Raw genomic sequence first — 18088 nt, forward strand, 5'->3', positions numbered from 1 at the left:
GTCCGCTCCCCGACTGATCCCGGTTGCTTCTCGGTCTTCCTTGGCCGATCGCCGCCGACGGTGTCTGATGGTGGGCTGTGACCCAGCAGCCCACCTCCGACTCCGCGACCGAGCGATCCGTCGAGACGGTCTTCCGCCTCGAATCCCCCCGCATCATCGCGGCCGTCACCCGCACCGTCCGGGACATAGGCATCGCCGAGGAGCTGGCCCAGGACGCCCTGGTCGCCGCGCTCGAACAGTGGCCCCGCGACGGCGTCCCCGACAACCCGGGCGCCTGGCTCATGGCCACCGCCAGGCACCGCGCCGTCGACCTGATCCGCCGCCGCGAGACGTACGCCCGCAAGCTGGCGGAGATCGGACGCACCCTGGAGACGACCACCCCGCCGGCAGAGCCGTCCGCCCCCGACGACATCGACGACGACCTGCTCCGCCTCGTCTTCACCGCCTGTCATCCGGTGCTGTCCGCCGAGTCCCGCATCGCCCTCACCCTCCGCCTCCTCGGCGGCCTCACCACCCCCGAGATCGCCCGCGCCTTCCTGGTCCCCGAGGCGACGGTCGCTCAGCGCGTCGTCCGCGCCAAACGAACCCTCGCGACGAAGAACGTCGCCTTCGAGGTCCCGTACGGTCCACAGCGCGAGGCCCGTCTCGGCTCGGTCCTGGAGGTCATCTACCTGATCTTCAACGAGGGGTACGCGGCCACAGCCGGCGACGACCTGCTGCGCCCCGCCCTCTGCGAGGACGCCCTGCGGCTGGCCCGCGTGCTGTCGGGCCTGATGCCCAAGGAACCCGAAGTGCACGCGCTCACAGCCCTGTTGGAGCTCCAGGCGTCCCGTTCCGCGGCCCGCACAGGCCCGACCGGTGAACCGGTACTCCTCAAGGACCAGAACCGCTCCCGCTGGAACCGCATGCTGATCGCCCGCGGCTTCACGGCCCTGGCCCGAGCCGAGGCGGCGGGCGCCACGACAACGACATCGGGCCCGGGCCCGTACGCCCTCCAGGCGGCCATCGCGGCCTGCCACGCCCACGCCCACTCCTACGACGACACGGACTGGCCCCGAATCGCCACGCTGTACGCGGCCCTCGCCACCCGGTCCCCGTCCCCCGTGGTGGAGTTGAACCGAGCGGTGGCCGTCTCGATGGCCGAGGGCCCGATCCCCGCCCTACGGATCATCGACACTCTGACGTCCGAACCGGCCCTGCGCGACTACCACTTGCTCCCCAGCGTCAGAGGAGACCTCCTCCTGCGCCTGGGCCGCAGGCAGGAGGCAAGAACCGAATTCCTACGAGCAGCAGACCTGACCCAGAACGAACGGGAACGGGACCTGCTACGAGCCCGAGCGCAGGAGTGCGCCCCATAGGGGCGCGGGGCTGTGTCGATATACGGCTCCGCCGCGGGGCGCGACAAGCCACGACGGGCCCGCCCCCAACGAACCGCCGAACCAGCGGAGCTCACCGCACGGGATGCCCCACAAGCATCACCGGCGCCCCCGCCACCCGAGTAAGAAACACCGTCGCCGAATGAGGCCCCCGAGGCTTCACCATCTTCCGCAGCTCCTCGGGCTCGACAGCGGACCCCCGCTTCTTCACGGTCAGCACCCCGACCCCCCGCTCCCGCAGCAAAGCCTTCAACTTCTTCACCCCGAACGGCAGTTGATCGGTGATCTCGTACGCAGCGGCATAGGGCGTGGCCCGCAGCTCATCCCCCGTCACATAGGCGATCGTCTCGTCGACAAGCCCCCCGCCGACCTCCTCGGCCACCTCCGCCACCAGATGCGCCCGGATGACGGCACCGTCGGGCTCGTACAAGTACCGCCCGACCGGACGTACTTGAGGATCAGGCAGCCCCCGCCCGACGAGAACACGCGGCCCAGGCAGCAGAGTTGCCCGAACGACCCCCGGCTCGGTCCCGAACCACAGCACCGCCTCCTTCACATCCCCGCCGTCCGAGATCCACTCGGCCCCCGCGTCGCCGGGAATCGCCTCGTGCGGCACACCGGGAGCGATCTTCAGCGCGGCCAGCGGAGCCTTCCGGGCCGCCTCCACGGCCCACGAGAGGGGCGGTGAGTACGCCTCGGGGTCGAAGATCCGCCCGCGCCCCCCGCGCCGCGCCGGATCGACGAACACCGCGTCGTACGCCGTCGTGTCCACGTCGGTGACATCGGCCTCCCGTACCTCCACCAGGTCCCCGATCCCGAGCGCCCCGACGTTCGCGCGCGCGACGGCGGCCGTGAGCGGATCCCGGTCCACGGCGAGGACACGGATCCCCGCCCGGGCGAGCGCGAGGGCATCGCCCCCGATCCCGCAGCACAGGTCGGCGACGGAGGTCACGCCCAACTCCCTGAACCGGCCCGCCCGGTACGCGGCCACGCTCGCCCGCGTCGACTGCTCGACCCCGTTCGGCGTGAAGAACATCCGCCCGGCGTCCTCGGCACCGAACTTCGCCACCGCCCGCTGCCGCAGCCGCTCCTGTCCGAGCGCCGCCGAGACCAGTTCGGCGGGATGGTCGCGGCGCAGCCGGGTGGCGACGGCCAGTTCACGGGCCGGCTCGGCACCGCGCACCTCGTCGAGAAGGGCGCGGCCCTCCGGGGTGAGGAGGGCGGCGAAGGCGGAGAGGGGTGCGGCGAGGTCGTTCACCGGGTCATTGTGGGCCAGCCGGTGGACGGCGCGCGTCCGGCGGCGGTGTCGGCCGCGTTCCCCGGTCCCGCCCTGGGAAGATCCGGCACCATGCGATCAGTAGGACAAAAATACAAAAAACGGTCCATGGTTCGTACCGGGATCGCCGCCCTCGCCGCGGCCATCCTCGTCTCCAGCTGCGCGGAAGGCGGCACGGAGGGCAATGCGGAAGGCCGTGCGTCGAGCGGCGCCCCGCCGAAGAGCGTCCGTCCCGCCCCCGGCCAGGAACTGCGCCTCCAGGCACCCCCGGCGCGCGCCCTCGCCGGGTACGCCCAGAAGCTGCGCCGTTCCTACGCGGCCCGAGCGGCCACGGCCAAGCGCTGGGGCCTGGCCGAGCCCCCGCTGACCGCACCCCCGCCCCCCACCCGCAAACCGAGGCTCACCACCCGTAAGGGCTTCGAGGTGGACGACCACGAGGAACGCGGCCTGCCGCCCGTCTTCACCACGATCCCGACCCGCCACAAGATCGTCTTCCTCACGATCGACGACGGCGCCGAGAAGGACCCGGCGTTCCTGCGGATGATGAGCGAACTGAAGATCCCGTACACCGCCTTCCTCAGCGACTACCTGGTCAAGGAGGACTACGGCTACTTCAGGAAGATGCGCGACCGGGGTGTCGTCCTCAACAACCACACCCTCCACCACCGTTACCTGCCCGCCCTCTCCTACGAGCGGCAGAAGACCGAGATCTGCGGCATGCAGGACGTGATCAAGAAGCGGTACGGCACCCGCCCCGCCCTCTTCCGCCCGCCCTACGGCAACTACGACGAGGACAGTCTGCGCGCGGCGAAATCGTGCGGTGTGAAGTACGTCCCGCTGTGGAACCAGGAGGTCTTCGCCGACCGCTGGGACTACCGCGAGTGGGACCGGGACATCCACCCCGGCGACATCGTCCTCAGCCACTTCCGGGGCAAGGACGACGGGAAGGGCACGATGCCCGACATGGTCCGCCGCTTCATGAAGCTCGTCACCGCCAAGGGGTACGCGGTGGCCCGCCTGGAGGACTACCTGTGACCGCGCGCCCACTGGCCGCCGCCGCACTCGCCGCCGCGCTCCTGGCCGCGACGGCCACCGGCTGCGCCCAGCCCGTGGACCCCCTCGAACGCCTCGGCGGAAAGGCGGCCCACGTGGCCGGGCGGACCGCCCGTACGCCCTCCCCGGCCGACGATGCCCACGCGTACCGCCGCTGGGGCCTGCCGTCCCGTGTGCCCCTGGCGCCGCCCCCGTCCTCCCACCCCAGGATCCGCACGGCGGGCCCCGGCCTCCCACCGGTCGTCCACCGTGTCCCGACCCACGACAAGGTCGTCTTCCTCACCTACGACGACGGCGCCGAACGCGACCCCCGGTTCGTCGACCTGGTCCGCGAACTGCGCCTCCCCGTCAGCATGTTCCTCACCGACAGTGTCGTGGGCCCGGGCTACGCCCACTTCGCCCGCCTGCGCGAGGTCGGCGCGAACGTCCAGAACCACACCCTCGACCACCAGTCCCTACGGGGCCTGCCGTACGCCGGCCAGCGCGCCGAGATCTGCGGCCAGCAGGACAAACTCCGGGAACGCTTCGGCATCCGCCCCCGCCTCTTCCGCCCGCCCTACGGCACCTACGACACGACCACCCTGAGGGCGGCCGGGGACTGCGGGGTCTCGGCGGTGGTCCTGTGGACCGAGGGGGAGAGCCTCCAGGCGGGTGACATCCTCCTCGTCGGCCCGGACGACGACCTGAACGGCCCCCCACTGGTCGAGCGGACGGTGAGACTGCTCCGCGAGGTGCAGGAGCGGGGGCTGAGCGTGGGCCGCCTGGAGGACTACCTCTGACGTCCGGGGCGGAGTCGGCCCAGGAACCGGCCGGCGGGGCGACGACCACTTCGGTGTCCGGGTCGTGGCCGATCCGCGGAGGACCGGCGACGATCATGGTGGCCCGGGCCCAGGGTTGTTCCCGCAGCATGAAGGGCAGTTCATCCAGCAGCCAGTTCGCCACGTGCTCCCGCTGTGCGGGGGAGTCACCGTCGCGGGCGGTCGGCAGGCGCTCCTGCTCGTCGAGGTCGCCCTGCATCCACACCGAGGCGTCGAGCCACGGGGCGAGCTCCTCGCGGATGACGCCCGTGCCCTCGACCCGGACGACGTCGGCACCGGTGGGGACGGTGATCGATCCTGGCCGGCCATGGGCGATCCAGGCGTCGGGGCGGAAGTCCACCGCGGCACCCCGGTACAGGGGGCGCAGGACGTTCTCGACGAGCACGGTCGCCCAGTCGAAGCAGGCGTGGTTCCAGGCGATGTCGTCGGTGTGCACGACGGCGGAGCCGGGCACGACGTCGCGCAGACGCTCGGCCAGGGTCGTCCTGCCGGCACCGCCCCGCCCGTCGATCGCGATCACCTGAGGGCGCCCGGTGGCATCGGGCGAGGCGTGGCGCAGCTGCCGGACGGCATCGAGCAGGGTCACCACCCGATGGCCGACGGCCTCGGTCTCACCTGGTCGCAGACGCATCGACACCCTGCCTCCACCCCACGCAACCGACGACGGGATTGGCACTCCGCTTGACCGAGTGCTAATCGCAGTCATAGTCTCTGGTCTGGCACTCCCCACTGGAGAGTGCCAATAGCGACGGGCAGGTCCGGCACCCGCGACGACGGATCGACCTGGTCGCCACCTCAGACAGTTAACCCCGTGAGATCTCCGAAGGGGGAGGTCGGATCGTGACGACCACCAGCTCCAAGGTTGCCATCAAGCCGCTCGAGGACCGCATTGTGGTCCAGCCGCTCGAAGCCGAGCAGACCACGGCCTCTGGCCTGGTCATTCCGGACACGGCCAAGGAGAAGCCCCAGGAGGGCGTTGTCCTGGCTGTTGGCCCGGGCCGCTTCGAGAACGGCGAGCGGCTTCCGCTCGACGTGAAGACCGGCGACATCGTGCTGTACAGCAAGTACGGCGGCACCGAGGTGAAGTACAACGGCGAGGAGTACCTCGTCCTCTCGGCTCGCGACGTGCTCGCGATCGTAGAGAAGTAATTCACCCGGTATTACCAGCATTGCAGTGAACTGCGCCCCTGGCCCCCGCGACTCTCAACAAGCCGGGTGCTGGGGGCGCGGTTCGTTCACCCAAGTTTTCCGAGAGGGCTGAACCGCTCCTATGGCGAAGATCCTGAAGTTCGACGAGGACGCCCGTCGCGCCCTTGAGCGCGGCGTCAACAAGCTTGCCGACACGGTCAAGGTGACGATCGGCCCCAAGGGCCGCAACGTCGTCATCGACAAGAAGTTCGGCGCTCCCACCATCACCAACGACGGCGTCACCATCGCCCGCGAGGTCGAGCTCGACGACCCGTACGAGAACCTCGGCGCCCAGCTGGTGAAGGAGGTGGCGACCAAGACCAACGACATCGCGGGTGACGGTACGACCACCGCCACCGTGCTGGCCCAGGCGCTCGTCCGCGAGGGCCTGAAGAACGTCGCCGCCGGCGCCTCCCCGGCCGCCCTGAAGAAGGGCATCGACGCGGCGGTCAAGGCTGTGTCCGAGGAGCTCCTCGCGACCGCCCGCCCGATCGAGGAGAAGTCCGACATCGCCGCCGTGGCCGCGCTCTCCGCGCAGGACACGCAGGTCGGCGAGCTCATCGCCGAGGCGATGGACAAGGTCGGCAAGGACGGTGTCATCACCGTCGAGGAGTCCAACACCTTCGGCCTGGAGCTCGACTTCACCGAGGGCATGGCCTTCGACAAGGGCTACCTTTCCCCCTACATGGTGTCCGACCAGGAGCGTATGGAGGCCGTCCTCGACGACCCGTACATCCTGATCCACCAGGGCAAGATCGCCTCCATCCAGGACCTGCTGCCGCTGCTGGAGAAGGTCATCCAGACCAACTCCTCCAAGCCGCTGCTGATCATCGCCGAGGACGTCGAGGGCGAGGCCCTGTCGACCCTGGTCGTGAACAAGATCCGCGGCACCTTCAACGCGGTCGCGGTCAAGGCCCCCGGCTTCGGTGACCGCCGCAAGGCGATGCTCGGCGACATGGCCGCGCTCACCGGCGCCGAGGTCATCGCCGAGGAGGTCGGCCTCAAGCTCGACCAGGTCGGTCTCGACGTGCTGGGCACCGCCCGCCGCGTCACCATCTCGAAGGACGACACGGTCATCGTCGACGGCGGTGGCGACAAGGGCGCAGTGGCCGGCCGCGTCAACCAGATCAAGGCCGAGATCGAGAACACGGACTCCGACTGGGACCGCGAGAAGCTCCAGGAGCGCCTCGCGAAGCTGGCCGGCGGCGTGTGCGTGATCAAGGTCGGCGCCGCCACCGAGGTGGAGCTGAAGGAGAAGAAGCACCGTCTCGAGGACGCCATCTCCGCGACCCGCGCCGCGGTCGAAGAGGGCATCGTCTCCGGTGGTGGCTCCGCGCTCGTCCACGCCGTGAAGGTCCTCGAGGGCAACCTCGGCAAGACCGGCGACGAGGCGACGGGTGTCGCGGTCGTCCGCAAGGCCGCCGTCGAGCCGCTGCGCTGGATCGCCGAGAACGCCGGCCTGGAGGGTTACGTCATCACCTCCAAGGTCGCCGAGCTCGACAAGGGCCAGGGCTTCAACGCCGCGACCGGCGAGTACGGCGACCTGGTCAAGCAGGGCGTCATCGACCCGGTCAAGGTCACCCGCTCCGCCCTGGAGAACGCGGCCTCGATCGCCTCCCTCCTCCTCACGACCGAGACCCTGGTCGTCGAGAAGAAGGAAGAGGAAGAGCCGGCCGCCGGGGGCCACGGCCACGGCCACTCCCACTGAGCCAACAGCTCACGCAGCACGAAGAAACCCCCCGTTCCTGGCTGGAACGGGGGGTTTCTCCCTTCGCGGGCGGTCAGTGGTCCCCGTACGCACGCACCCCAAGCCTCGCTCTACCGCTCTACTGCTCCAACGAGTCCAGCGCCCCTAGCTGCCCCATCAGCCCCAGCCGGTCGTACTCCCACCAGCCCTCGACGATCTTCCCGTCCGAGTCGAACCGGTGGATGGTCGTGCCGGTCATCGAGGCCTTCCTGCCGCTGCTGGGAATCCCCATGAAGTCGCCCCGCTGGGTTCCGTTCCACGTCCAGCGGGTGCAGACCCGGTCGCCCTGGGCGATCTGCTCGTGCACGGTGAACGCGAAGTCGAAGCCCGCGCGCCACATCTGCATCTCGCGCCGGGCCGCGTCCAGCCCGACGACATCCTGCTCGTTGGACGGGTCGTGGTCGTGGTAGCTCTCCACGAACAGGTCGTTGAGCGGGGGCAGTTCACCCCGGGTGGCGATCATTTCGAAGAACCGCCGCGAGGAGTCCGCGCACAACTGCTCGTCCCGCACCACGTCCAGATCCGTGAACGTCGGCATCTCGTCGCACAGGGCGACCATCTCCCGGAAGATCCTGTCGGTCTCGGGAAGGTTCGAGTTCCGCATCGCCTCCTCGTACGACGGGAACTCCACGATCTCGACGAAGTGCGACGAGTCCGAGAGATCCTTGCCGACCAGCGTGTGCGTCGCGCTCCGCTTCCCTCTGGTCTGTTCGACCCAGGTGTCCATCAGTCGGTTCATCTCGTCGAACCGACTGGTTCTGCAGTCAATCAGCTGTACGAATGTCATGGCGCCGCCTCCGGCCCCCCTGGGTCCGGTACCTCTCTCCATACTCCCACCGGAGTCGCGGCACCACCTCCTGCACCGAAACCGGTACCAAGACCGGTAAAGGTGTCACTGAGGTCCGTACTTCCGCCCCGTCTTCGACGAGATCCCGCCCAGCAGCGCCCTGGGCGTCACCTTCACCACCCCCATCAGCGCCTTGTATCGCGGGTCCGGGATCGACAGCGACTTGCCCCGGGCCAGATCGGCGAGCGCCGCCGCGACCAGCTTGTCCGCGTCCAGCCACATCCAGTTCGGGATGTTGTCGGTCCCCATCCCGGCCCGCTCGTGGAACTCCGTACGCACGAAACCGGGAGCCAGCGCCATCAGCCGCACCCCGCTCCCGGCCAGGTCCTTCGCCGCACCCTGCGTGAACTGCACGACCCACGCCTTCGACGCCCCGTACGTACCCCGCGGCACGAAGGCGGCGACCGACGCCACATTGACGACACCCCCGCGCCCTCGCTCCCGCATGGCCTCGGCCGCCGCGCTGGTCAGCCGCAGCACCGCCTCGCAGTGCACCTTGAGCATCCTCAGCTCGTCCGCCATCGACACGTCGAGATAGCGGCCCTTGTTGCCGAAGCCGGCGTTGTTGACCAGCAGGTCAACGGGGTTCTTGCGGTCGCCGAGGCGATCGGCGACCGCCTCGATGCCGGCGTCCGTAGCGAGGTCGGCGCTCAGCACCTCCGCCTCGATACCGTGCCGGTCGTGCAGTTCGGTCGCCTGCTCGCCGAGCCGCTTGGCATCGCGCGCCACCAGGACGAGGTTGTGGCCGTCGGCCGCCAGCCGCCGCGCGAACGCGGCGCCGATTCCCGCGGTCGATCCCGTAATCAGAGCCGTTGTCATGGCGCAAGATTAGTGACCCCGACCGTGCTCGTCCGCCCCCCTGCACGCTCCCTCCCGATCGTGAAGTCCCCGCGCGGGGCCCCTGACGTAATCCCTTGTCAGCAGCCGCGCCGCCCGCGCGCGTCAGCCGTACTTCTTCACATACTCGCGAACCGCCGTCGCCGCCTCCGAATGCAGCGCCGCACCAGCCGTGAGCAGCCGGGGCAGCAGTGCCCGCTCGGTCGTCAGAGCCCGGAAGTACAGGGCGACCGTCACGTCGTGGTCCGGCCGGTGCACGATGTCGACCGGGTCGCCCGCCCGTATCTCACCCGGCTCGATCACCCGCAGATAGGCGCCCGGCGCACCCCGCTCCGTGAACCGTTTCACCCACCTTTTCTCACCCAGATGGCCCTGAAACGTCACACAGGGGATACGCCCGCTGGTGACCTCCAGGACCACCTCGGGCCCGATCCGCCAGCGCTCGCCGATCAGCGCACCGGACACGTCCAGCCCCCGGGTCGTGACGTTCTCGCCGAACATCCCGTCGCTCAGCGGGCGGCCCAACTCGCGCTCCCACTCGTCGAGATCCTCGCGCGCGACCGCGTACACCGCCTGTTCGTCACCGCCGTGGTGCTCCTTCGAGCACACCGTGTCCCCGGCCAGACCGCTGCCGCCGATCCCCTTGGGCCCGGGCGCGGCCACCCGCACCGGTCCGTCCACGGGCCGCTTGTCGATGGCGGTGCCCTGCGGATGATCCGTGTACGGCACGGACTGCGCACGGCCCACGTTCACGGACAACACCTTCATCACGCCACTCGCCCCCGCACTCATCACTTCGACACCACATCCATGACCACGACCACACGCTAAGTCACTCTTGCCCAAAGTGTCGACGCATTATTCGCCACTGTCTCCAAGGTTCACTTATGATCGAAAAATGATCGAAGCCCGTCATCTCCGTGTCCTGCGTGCAGTGGCCGCCACCGGCTCCTTCTCGGCGGCGGGCCGCGAACTGGGCTGCACCCAGCCCGCCGTGAGCCAGCAGATGAAGGCCCTGGAGGCCTCGGTCGGTACGCCGCTGCTCATCCGCAGTGGGCGCGAGATGCGTCTGACCCAGGCAGGCGAGGCCCTGGTGCGACACGCGGCCGGCATCCTTTCGGGCCTCACGGCAGCGGAGGAGGAGGTCGCAGCGATCGCCGGACTGCGGGCGGGCCGGGTCCGGCTGGTCTCCTTCCCCAGCGGCAGTTCCACCCTCGTCCCGACGGCCCTCGCCGCCCTGCGCGCCGCCCACCCCGGCACCCGGGTCTCCCTGGAGGAGGCCGAACCCCCGCAATCCGTCGAACTGTTGCGCGAGGGTGACTGCGACGTGGCCCTCGCCTTCCGGTACGAGGGCGCGGCCGGCGCCGGTGAGTGGGACGACCTGGTGGTCCGTCCCCTCCTCACCGACCGCCTCGTCGGCCTGGTACCCGAAGGGCACCGGCTGTCCCGCGCCGAGTCGGTCGCCCTCGGTGAACTCGCCGCCGAGCCGTGGATCGCCGGCTGTCCGCGCTGCCGGGGCCAGCTCGTCGAGGCTTGCGCGAGCGCGGGCTTCACCCCGCGCATCGACTTCGCGACCGACGACTACCCCGCGGTGATCGGCCTGGTGGGCGCTGGCCTGGGCGTGGCGGTCCTGCCCCAGCTCGCCCTCGACTCCGTACGGCCACGGGGCGCGCGCACGGTGACGCTGGAGCCGGCGGTACGGAGGGAGATCGTCGCGCTGACCCTGCCCGACCTGGCGCGGGTGCCGGCGGTGGCGGCGACGCTGGAGCAGCTGGCGCGGGCGGCGGCGCGAGTCTGAGGCGGGCTCTGGTCGAAGGCACGCGCACGCGTGCGCGTGCCTTCGACCAGAGCCCGCGCTTCGCCTGGTCTATGAGGAAACGTTCCTTCAGGTGTTCGAGCGAAGGTCCCCGCCACCGGCCGACGCCGACACCAGCCGGTTGCGCGCCCGCCCCATCAGCTCTTCACGTTCGTCCTCGGTCAACCCGCCCCACACGCCGTAGGGTTCCCGCACCGCCAGCGCGTGCGCCGCGCACTGCGCGCGGACCGGGCATCTCATGCAGACCTCCTTGGCCGAGTTCTCGCGAGCGCTCCGTGCCGCACCGCGCTCCCCTTCCGGGTGGAAGAAGAGCGAGCTGTCGACCCCGCGGCAGGCCGCGAGGAGCTGCCAGTCCCAGAGGTCCGCGTTCGGACCGGGAAGGCGGGAGAAATCTGCCATTGCGTGTCCCCTTGTTGCCGTTCTGGGCTGAGTCAGTGCCCCTGACCGTACAACTACGATCTAAGGAGATGAAAATATGACTCATTGCGAATCTAGCCTCAGACACCAATAAAAGGGAAGAAAAACGTCTAAATGGGGCATAGGTTGTGTTGAAAGGTTGAGGGTCTGTTGTGCATGTCTGCACCGTGTGCGCGCCCTCACGTAGAGTGCCGAAGACGACACACGGCCCCGTAACTCTTTCGAGTGACCGTCGTTGAATGTGCGGAGGCGGTTGGAGGAACAAGCGCTCGGACGGGCGGCAGTACCCACTGCCGGAAAAATCGGTCGGGCGTCAACCGCACAGGTGACGATTTGTACCAGCCTGGAGGCTCAAGGTGACGCGCATCAGCTGCGGAGGGCGGCCATGACATCCGTCCTCGTCTGCGACGACTCCCCGCTTGCCCGAGAGGCGCTCCGCCGCGCGGTCGCGACCGTGCCCGGTGTCGAGCGCGTGACCACGGCGGCCAACGGCGAGGAAGTCCTCCGCCGCTGGGGTGCCGACCGTTCGGACCTGATTCTGATGGACGTACGCATGCCCGGCCTGGGCGGCGTCGAGACGGTCCGGCGGCTGCTGTCCGCCGACCCCGGAGCACGCATCATCATGCTCACCGTCGCCGAGGACCTGGACGGTGTGGCACTTGCTGTCGCCGCCGGTGCCCGCGGCTATCTGCACAAGGACGCGTCGCGCGCCGAACTGCGGGCCACGGTGACGCAGGCACTGGCCGACCCGACCTGGCGGCTCGCACCGCGCCGGCTCCGCTCGGCCGAGATGGGCGCAGCGCCCACGCTCACCGCGCGCGAGATCCAGGTCCTGGAAGGCATGAGCCACGGCCGGTCGAACGCGGAGATCGGACGCGAACTGTTCCTCTCCGAGGACACGGTGAAGACGCACGCCAGGCGCCTGTTCAAGAAGCTCGGCGCCTCGGACCGCGCGCACGCGGTGGCGCTCGGTTTCCGGTGGGGTCTGGTCCGTTAAGTGGACCTCGCCGGGCGTGAAAAAGTCCCCGCCTGCCGCACGGTGGGCGGGGGTCGCCAAACGGCCCGCCGGGTACCCGCTGCTCGTTTCGCCGCGGATGCCGCATCCTTGAGGTGTGGAGTTCCTCGGGGACGAGTCGATCGAGCGGAAGGGGAGGGCGCAGGAGATGAGTTCCGGCGCACCTGCTCATAACGCTTCGGTGCACAACAACGGACGCGGTGCCACGGAGAGAGCGACGCCAAGGCACCATGGTCCGATGCGTGACGACGAGGCGGCTTATGCCCATGGGGTGATTGGTGCGCTCGTCCACCGCGCCGTCGACGGGGACGAGCAGGCCACGCACGACCTGCTCGCCCATGTCCACCCCCTCGCGCTGCGCTACTGCCGCACCCGGCTGTCCCGACTGCCGGGCGACGCGCGGCACTTCGTGGAGGACCTGGCGCAGGAGGTCTGCGTCGCCGTACTCCTCGCCCTGCCGCGCTACCGCGACACCGGACGCCCGTTCGAGGCGTTCGTCTTCGCGATCGCCGCGCACAAGGTCGCCGACCTGCAGCGCGCCGCGATGCGCCACCCGGGTTCGACTGCGGTCCCCTCGGACGAGATGCCGGAACGCCCTGACGACTCCCTGGGCCCGGAGGAACGCGCCCTCCTCAGCAGCGACGCCGAATGGGCCAAGAAACTCATGGCCAACCTCCCCGAGAACCAGCGCGAACTGCTCCTGCTGCGCATCGCGGTGGGCCTCACGGCGGAGGAGACGGGCCAGATGTTGGGAATGTCACCCGGCGCGGTGCGCGTGGCCCAGCATCGCGCGCTGAGTCGGCTCCGGGCGCTGGCGGAGCAGTAAGGGCCGCAGTCACGGACCCGCTTTTCCCGGCCCGGTGTGAACGGTCGGCGCACCGACTCCGTACGAACAGGCGACTCCGTACGAACATACGAAGCCCCGAGGCAGCTCGCACCGTGGAATTCGGGACCCGTGCTTCCCGTTAGCATGGACATCCGCACCGATCAAGGCTTTGGAGAAGGTGTCATGACTGCGAACGTCGACGGAGTGCCCGCCAAATTCGCGACACTCGGGCTGACCTACGACGACGTGCTGCTGCTGCCGGGCGCATCCGAAGTGCTGCCCAACGCGGTCGACACCTCGTCCCTCATCTCCCGCAACGTCCGCGTCAACATCCCGCTGCTCTCCGCGGCGATGGACAAGGTCACCGAGTCGCGCATGGCGATCGCCATGGCCCGCCAGGGCGGTGTGGGCGTGCTGCACCGCAATCTCTCCATCGAGGACCAGGTCAACCAGGTCGACCTCGTGAAGCGCTCCGAGTCCGGCATGGTCACCGACCCGATCACGGTGAACCCGGACGCGACGCTGGGCGAGGCCGACGCGCTGTGCGCCAAGTTCCGTATCAGCGGCGTCCCCGTGACGGACGGAAACGGCAAGCTGCTCGGCATCGTCACCAACCGCGACATGGCCTTCGAGACCGACCGTTCGCGTCAGGTCCGCGAGGTCATGACGCCGATGCCGCTGGTCACGGGCAAGGTCGGTATCTCCGGGACCGAGGCCATGGAGCTGCTGCGCCGCCACAAGATCGAGAAGCTTCCCCTGGTCGACGACTCCGGTCTCCTCAAGGGCCTCATCACGGTCAAGGACTTCGTGAAGGCCGAGAAGTACCCGAGTGCCGCCAAGGACGCCGAGGGACGGCTGCTCGTCGGTGCGGCCGTCGGCGCCAGTCCCGAGGCCCTGGAGCGCGCCCAGGCACTCGCCGAGGCGGGCGTGGACTTCCTGGTCGTCGACACCTCGCACGGGCACAACAGCAACGCCCTGAGCTGGATGTCCAAGATCAAGGCCAGCGTCCACGTCGACGTGATCGGCGGCAACGTGGCCACGCGTGACGGCGCCCAGGCCCTGATCGACGCGGGCGTCGACGGCATCAAGGTGGGCGTCGGCCCCGGCTCCATCTGCACCACCCGCGTCGTCGCCGGCATCGGCGTACCGCAGGTGACGGCCATCTATGAGGCCGCCCTCGCGGCCCGCGTCGCCGGTATCCCGGTGATCGGAGACGGGGGCCTGCAGTACTCCGGCGACATCGGCAAGGCGCTGGCCGCCGGCGCCGACTCCGTGATGCTGGGCAGTCTGCTGGCGGGCTGCGAGGAGTCGCCGGGCGAGCTGCAGTTCATCAACGGCAAGCAGTTCAAGTCGTACCGCGGTATGGGTTCGCTGGGCGCCATGCAGTCGCGCGGCCAGGCGAAGTCGTACTCCAAGGACCGCTACTTCCAGGCCGACGTCGGCGCCGACGACAAGCTCGTCCCCGAGGGCATCGAGGGCCAGGTGCCCTACCGCGGTCCGCTGGCCAACGTGCTGCACCAGCTCGTCGGCGGTCTGCGCCAGACGATGGGGTACGTCGGGGCGGCCACCGTCGGTGAGATGGAGACCAAGGGCCGTTTCGTCCGCATCACGTCCGCGGGTCTCAAGGAGAGCCACCCGCACGACATCCAGATGACGGTCGAGGCGCCCAACTACAGCCGTAAGTAGGCGCGAGCGGTAGCCGGACGCGCGAGGGGCGGTCCCGGAGGTACTCCGGGACCGCCTTCGTCGTGCCCGTCGGGGATACTGGGAGGCGCAGAACCAAGGATGGAAAGGCCACACACGTGACTGAGATCGAGATCGGGCGCGGCAAGCGCGGCCGTAGGGCGTACGCCTTCGACGACATCGCCGTCGTCCCGAGCCGTCGTACGCGCGACCCGAAGGAGGTCTCGATCGCCTGGCAGATCGACGCCTACCGCTTCGAGCTGCCCTTCCTGGCGGCTCCCATGGACTCAATCGTCTCCCCGGCCACCGCGATCCGCATCGGCGAGCTGGGCGGCCTCGGCGTCCTGAACCTGGAAGGCCTCTGGACGAGGTACGAGGACCCGCAGCCGCTGCTCGACGAGATCGCAGAGCTGGACGTGGACAACGCGACCCGTCGCCTCCAGGAGATCTACGCGGCGCCCATCAGGGAGGAGCTGATCGGCGCGCGCATCAAGGAGGTGCGCGACTCGGGTGTGGTCACCGCCGCCGCGCTCTCCCCGCAGCGCACGGCCCAGTTCTCCAAGGCCGTCGTCGACGCGGGTGTGGACATCTTCGTCATCCGCGGTACGACGGTCTCCGCGGAGCACGTCTCCAGTGCCGCCGAACCGCTGAACCTGAAGCAGTTCATCTACGAGCTGGACGTCCCGGTGATCGTCGGCGGCTGCGCCACGTACACCGCCGCCCTGCACCTGATGCGTACCGGCGCGGCCGGCGTGCTCGTCGGCTTCGGTGGCGGCGCCGCGCACACCACGCGCAACGTGCTGGGCATCCGGGTCCCGATGGCCACCTCGGTCGCCGATGTGGCCGCCGCCCGCCGCGACTACATGGACGAGTCCGGCGGCCGGTACGTGCACGTGATCGCCGACGGCGGCGTCGGCTGGTCCGGCGACCTCCCCAAGGCGATCGCCTGCGGCGCCGACGCCGTGATGATGGGCTCCCCGCTGGCCCGCGCCACGGACGCGCCCGGCAAGGGCCACCACTGGGGCATGGAGGCGGTGAACGAGGAGCTGCCGCGCGGCAAGAAGGTCGACCTCGGCACGGTCGGCACGATGGAGGAGGTCCTCCTGGGCCCCTCGCACATTCCCGACGGCTCGATGAACTTCTTCGGCGCCCTGCGCCGCGCCATGGCCACCACCGGCTACAGCGACCTCAAGGAGTTCCAGCGCATCGAGGTGACGGTGGCGGACTCGACGCACATGCGGTGAGCTTGAGGTGACGCTGTGCTCGGCTTGCGTGGCGTCAGCGGCCTGGACGGTCTGAAACGACGAAGGGGCCCGGTTACCCGTAGGGGTGGCCGGGCCCCTTCGCGTGTCCAAGTGGGCCTGGTGGGGCGTGTTTTGCGGGAGGGGGGCGCACGGTTGCTTTCGGGGCGAATGCGGGCTGGCCAAGGGCGGCGAGGCCGCTAGCGTGTGCGCGGCGCCCCCGGTTTCTCTGGAGCGCCCCCTGCCAGGGACATGGTTCCGGACCCCCGCCCGTCGGGGCCCGGCCCGAGTTCCAGCAAACCGCCTACCGGGTCTATGGGCGGCATCGCGGAAGGGGGCGCCCATGGGTCGCTACCGCAAGCCCACCCGCTGGGACCGGATCCGTCTTAGGGCGGTCAAGTTCCGGAGGAGGTGCCTCTTGTGGACCTACGGAAAGTGGGCGGCCACCCCCAAGAGAACTAGGGGTGGACACTCCGTTCACTTTTCAGGAGCCCGCCGCAGTTCCCGCTGCGGTGGGCTCCACCTTTTTCGTAGGGTATCGGCGCGGCGCGCTGTGTGCCACCGGCTCCGGAGGCGCAGCCACCCGCATGCGCCCCCTCACAACCGATGCGCCGCCCCCGTAGGCGTGGCCCCTCGGGTGTCCAACAGCAGCTGGGCCTTCACCGACAGGCCCTGGAGGTCGTACGTGCGGTGCTGCTGGAGGAGGATCGTCAGGTCGGCGTCGGCTGCCGCCTCGTAGAGGGAGTCCGCGCGCGGGAGGGGGCGGTCCAGGACGCTCCAGGACGGGACGTGGGGGTCGTGGTAGCTGACGGAGGCGCCCAGTTCCATCAGGCGGATCGCGATCTCCTGGGCGGGGGAGCCCTGCTGGTCGGCCAGGTCGGGCTTGTAGGTGACGCCCAGGAGCAGTACGCGGGCGCCCCGGGCCGACTTGCCGTGCTCGTTCAGGAGCGTGGCCGCGCGCTGGATGACGTACTGGGGCATGTGGTTGTTGACCTGTTGGGCGAGTTCCACCATGCGGAGGGTGCGGCCGGTGTGGCCCCGCAGGTCCTGGGGGGTGGCGTGGCCGCCGACGCCCGGGCCGGGGCGGAACGTCTGGAAGCCGAACGGCTTGGTCTCCGCGCAGCGGATGACGTCCCACAGGTCGACGCCGAGGTCGTGGCAGAGGACGGCCATCTCGTTGACGAGGGCGATGTTGACGTGCCGGAAGTTGGTCTCCAGGAGCTGCACCGTCTCCGCTTCCCTGGGTCCACGCGCGCGTACCACCTTGTCGGTGAGCCGGCCGTAGAAGGCGGCGGCCGATTCGGTGCAGGCGGGGGTGAGGCCGCCGATGACCTTGGGGGTGTTGGCGGGGGTGAAGTCGCGGTTGCCGGGGTCGACGCGGCTGGGGGAGTAGGCGAGGTGGAAGTCGCGGCCCGCCCGTAGTCCGGAGCCCTCTTCGAGCAGGGGGCGCAGGAACTCCTCCGTTGTGCCCGGCCGCACCGGCGACTCCAGGATCACCGTGGTGTGCGGGCGCAGACGGGCGGCGAGGGTGCGGGCGGCGGTCTCCACCTGGCTCAGGTCCAGGGTTCCGTCGGGGCCGCGCGGGGTGGGGGCGCAGATGACGGCGGTGCGTACGCGGCCGAGTTCGGCGGGGCCGGCGGCCGTCCGGAAGCCTCCGGAGAGCATCCGGCGCAGTTCGGCGGCCGTCAGGGAACCGGCCTCCGGGCCGGTCTTGTACCCGAGGGTGGGGATGCCGGCGGCGACGGCGGCCTGGGCCAGCGGCAGGCCGAGATGTCCGAGTCCGATGACGGCGAGATCTGCGGGCATGCGTGGGCCGTCCTTCCCAGTAGCCGAAGCGGGACAGGTGCGCAAGCCCTGTGGACAGAACGAGCGAGCGCAATGTCAGACTAGGAGTAAATATGACCGATATGCGTGATTGGGTGGGCGAGTTTCCACAGGTGTTTCTGTG

17 protein-coding genes are annotated in these 18088 nt (G+C 69.7%); 11 read left to right on the forward strand and 6 right to left on the reverse strand.

Going from position 1 to position 18088, the window contains the following annotated elements:
* Nucleotides 1–77 precede the first annotated feature (77 nt).
* A complete protein-coding gene (locus IEY89_RS17175) occupies nucleotides 78–1358 on the forward strand; it encodes an RNA polymerase sigma factor (RefSeq protein ID WP_189148283.1) in 1281 nt (426 codons plus the stop codon).
* Nucleotides 1359–1449: 91 nt separating this feature from the next.
* Here IEY89_RS17175 and IEY89_RS17180 read toward each other — a convergent pair whose 3' ends face one another.
* Nucleotides 1450–2634 carry a class I SAM-dependent methyltransferase gene (locus IEY89_RS17180; protein ID WP_189148284.1) on the reverse strand — a complete coding sequence of 395 codons (1185 nt, stop codon included), beginning with the start codon at nucleotides 2632–2634 and terminating at the stop codon, nucleotides 1450–1452.
* A 126-nt stretch (nucleotides 2635–2760) separates the two neighbouring features.
* On the opposite strand from IEY89_RS17180, the gene IEY89_RS17185 reads away from it, so the two are divergent.
* From IEY89_RS17185 to groL, 5 genes are all read left to right on the forward strand, one after another.
* On the forward strand, nucleotides 2761–3687 hold the full coding sequence (locus IEY89_RS17185; protein ID WP_189148285.1) for a polysaccharide deacetylase family protein: 927 nt from the start codon (nucleotides 2761–2763) through the stop codon (nucleotides 3685–3687).
* Nucleotides 3684–4484, forward strand: coding sequence for a polysaccharide deacetylase family protein (locus IEY89_RS17190; RefSeq protein ID WP_189148286.1), 801 nt, complete (start codon nucleotides 3684–3686; stop codon nucleotides 4482–4484). The genes IEY89_RS17185 and IEY89_RS17190 overlap by 4 nt, the downstream gene beginning before the upstream one ends.
* A 163-nt stretch (nucleotides 4485–4647) precedes the next feature.
* Nucleotides 4648–5208, forward strand: a complete 561-nt coding sequence (locus IEY89_RS17195) for a hypothetical protein (RefSeq protein ID WP_189148287.1) — start codon at nucleotides 4648–4650, stop codon at nucleotides 5206–5208.
* Nucleotides 5209–5363: 155 nt separating this feature from the next.
* Complete coding sequence (gene groES, locus IEY89_RS17200; protein ID WP_006377800.1) at nucleotides 5364–5672, forward strand: co-chaperone GroES; 309 nt, start codon at nucleotides 5364–5366, stop codon at nucleotides 5670–5672.
* A 121-nt stretch (nucleotides 5673–5793) separates the two neighbouring features.
* Nucleotides 5794–7419, forward strand: coding sequence for a chaperonin GroEL (gene groL, locus IEY89_RS17205; RefSeq protein ID WP_189148288.1), 1626 nt, complete (start codon nucleotides 5794–5796; stop codon nucleotides 7417–7419).
* 118 nt (nucleotides 7420–7537) lie between these two features.
* Here the strand turns inward: groL and IEY89_RS17210 are convergent, their stop codons facing one another.
* From IEY89_RS17210 to IEY89_RS17220, 3 genes are all read right to left on the reverse strand, one after another.
* The gene (locus IEY89_RS17210; RefSeq protein WP_189148289.1) at nucleotides 7538–8245 is read right to left on the reverse strand and encodes an ester cyclase; all 708 of its coding nucleotides are present in this window, start codon (nucleotides 8243–8245) and stop codon (nucleotides 7538–7540) included.
* Between the two features lie 105 nt (nucleotides 8246–8350).
* Nucleotides 8351–9124, reverse strand: coding sequence for an SDR family NAD(P)-dependent oxidoreductase (locus tag IEY89_RS17215; RefSeq protein WP_189148290.1), 774 nt, complete (start codon nucleotides 9122–9124; stop codon nucleotides 8351–8353).
* A gap of 123 nt (nucleotides 9125–9247) precedes the next feature.
* Nucleotides 9248–9910, reverse strand: a complete 663-nt coding sequence (locus tag IEY89_RS17220; protein WP_189148291.1) for an MOSC domain-containing protein — start codon at nucleotides 9908–9910, stop codon at nucleotides 9248–9250.
* A 130-nt stretch (nucleotides 9911–10040) separates the two neighbouring features.
* On the opposite strand from IEY89_RS17220, the gene IEY89_RS17225 reads away from it, so the two are divergent.
* On the forward strand, nucleotides 10041–10940 hold the full coding sequence (locus tag IEY89_RS17225) for a LysR family transcriptional regulator (RefSeq protein WP_189148292.1): 900 nt from the start codon (nucleotides 10041–10043) through the stop codon (nucleotides 10938–10940).
* An 87-nt stretch (nucleotides 10941–11027) separates the two neighbouring features.
* Here the strand turns inward: IEY89_RS17225 and IEY89_RS17230 are convergent, their stop codons facing one another.
* Nucleotides 11028–11357: a WhiB family transcriptional regulator gene (locus tag IEY89_RS17230; protein WP_189148293.1), complete on the reverse strand. Its 330-nt coding sequence runs from the start codon at nucleotides 11355–11357 to the stop codon at nucleotides 11028–11030.
* 403 nt (nucleotides 11358–11760) lie between these two features.
* Between IEY89_RS17230 and IEY89_RS17235 the strand changes: the two genes are divergently transcribed.
* From IEY89_RS17235 to IEY89_RS17250, 4 genes are all read left to right on the forward strand, one after another.
* Entirely contained in the window at nucleotides 11761–12372 is a 612-nt protein-coding gene (locus tag IEY89_RS17235) for a response regulator transcription factor (RefSeq protein ID WP_003948568.1), read from the forward strand.
* 256 nt (nucleotides 12373–12628) lie between these two features.
* A complete protein-coding gene (locus tag IEY89_RS17240) occupies nucleotides 12629–13216 on the forward strand; it encodes a sigma-70 family RNA polymerase sigma factor (RefSeq protein ID WP_053741094.1) in 588 nt (195 codons plus the stop codon).
* Between the two features lie 183 nt (nucleotides 13217–13399).
* Nucleotides 13400–14902, forward strand: a complete 1503-nt coding sequence (gene guaB, locus IEY89_RS17245; RefSeq protein ID WP_189148294.1) for an IMP dehydrogenase — start codon at nucleotides 13400–13402, stop codon at nucleotides 14900–14902.
* 116 nt (nucleotides 14903–15018) lie between these two features.
* Nucleotides 15019–16143, forward strand: coding sequence for a GuaB3 family IMP dehydrogenase-related protein (locus tag IEY89_RS17250; protein ID WP_189148295.1), 1125 nt, complete (start codon nucleotides 15019–15021; stop codon nucleotides 16141–16143).
* Nucleotides 16144–16737: 594 nt separating this feature from the next.
* Here IEY89_RS17250 and IEY89_RS17255 read toward each other — a convergent pair.
* Entirely contained in the window at nucleotides 16738–17946 is a 1209-nt protein-coding gene (locus IEY89_RS17255) for a nucleotide sugar dehydrogenase (RefSeq protein WP_189148296.1), read from the reverse strand.
* Between the last annotated feature and the right edge of the window lie 142 nt (nucleotides 17947–18088).

The sequence above is a fragment of the Streptomyces lacrimifluminis genome (assembly GCF_014646095.1).
In the GTDB taxonomy this organism is placed as follows: Bacteria; Actinomycetota; Actinomycetes; order Streptomycetales; family Streptomycetaceae; genus Streptomyces; species Streptomyces lacrimifluminis.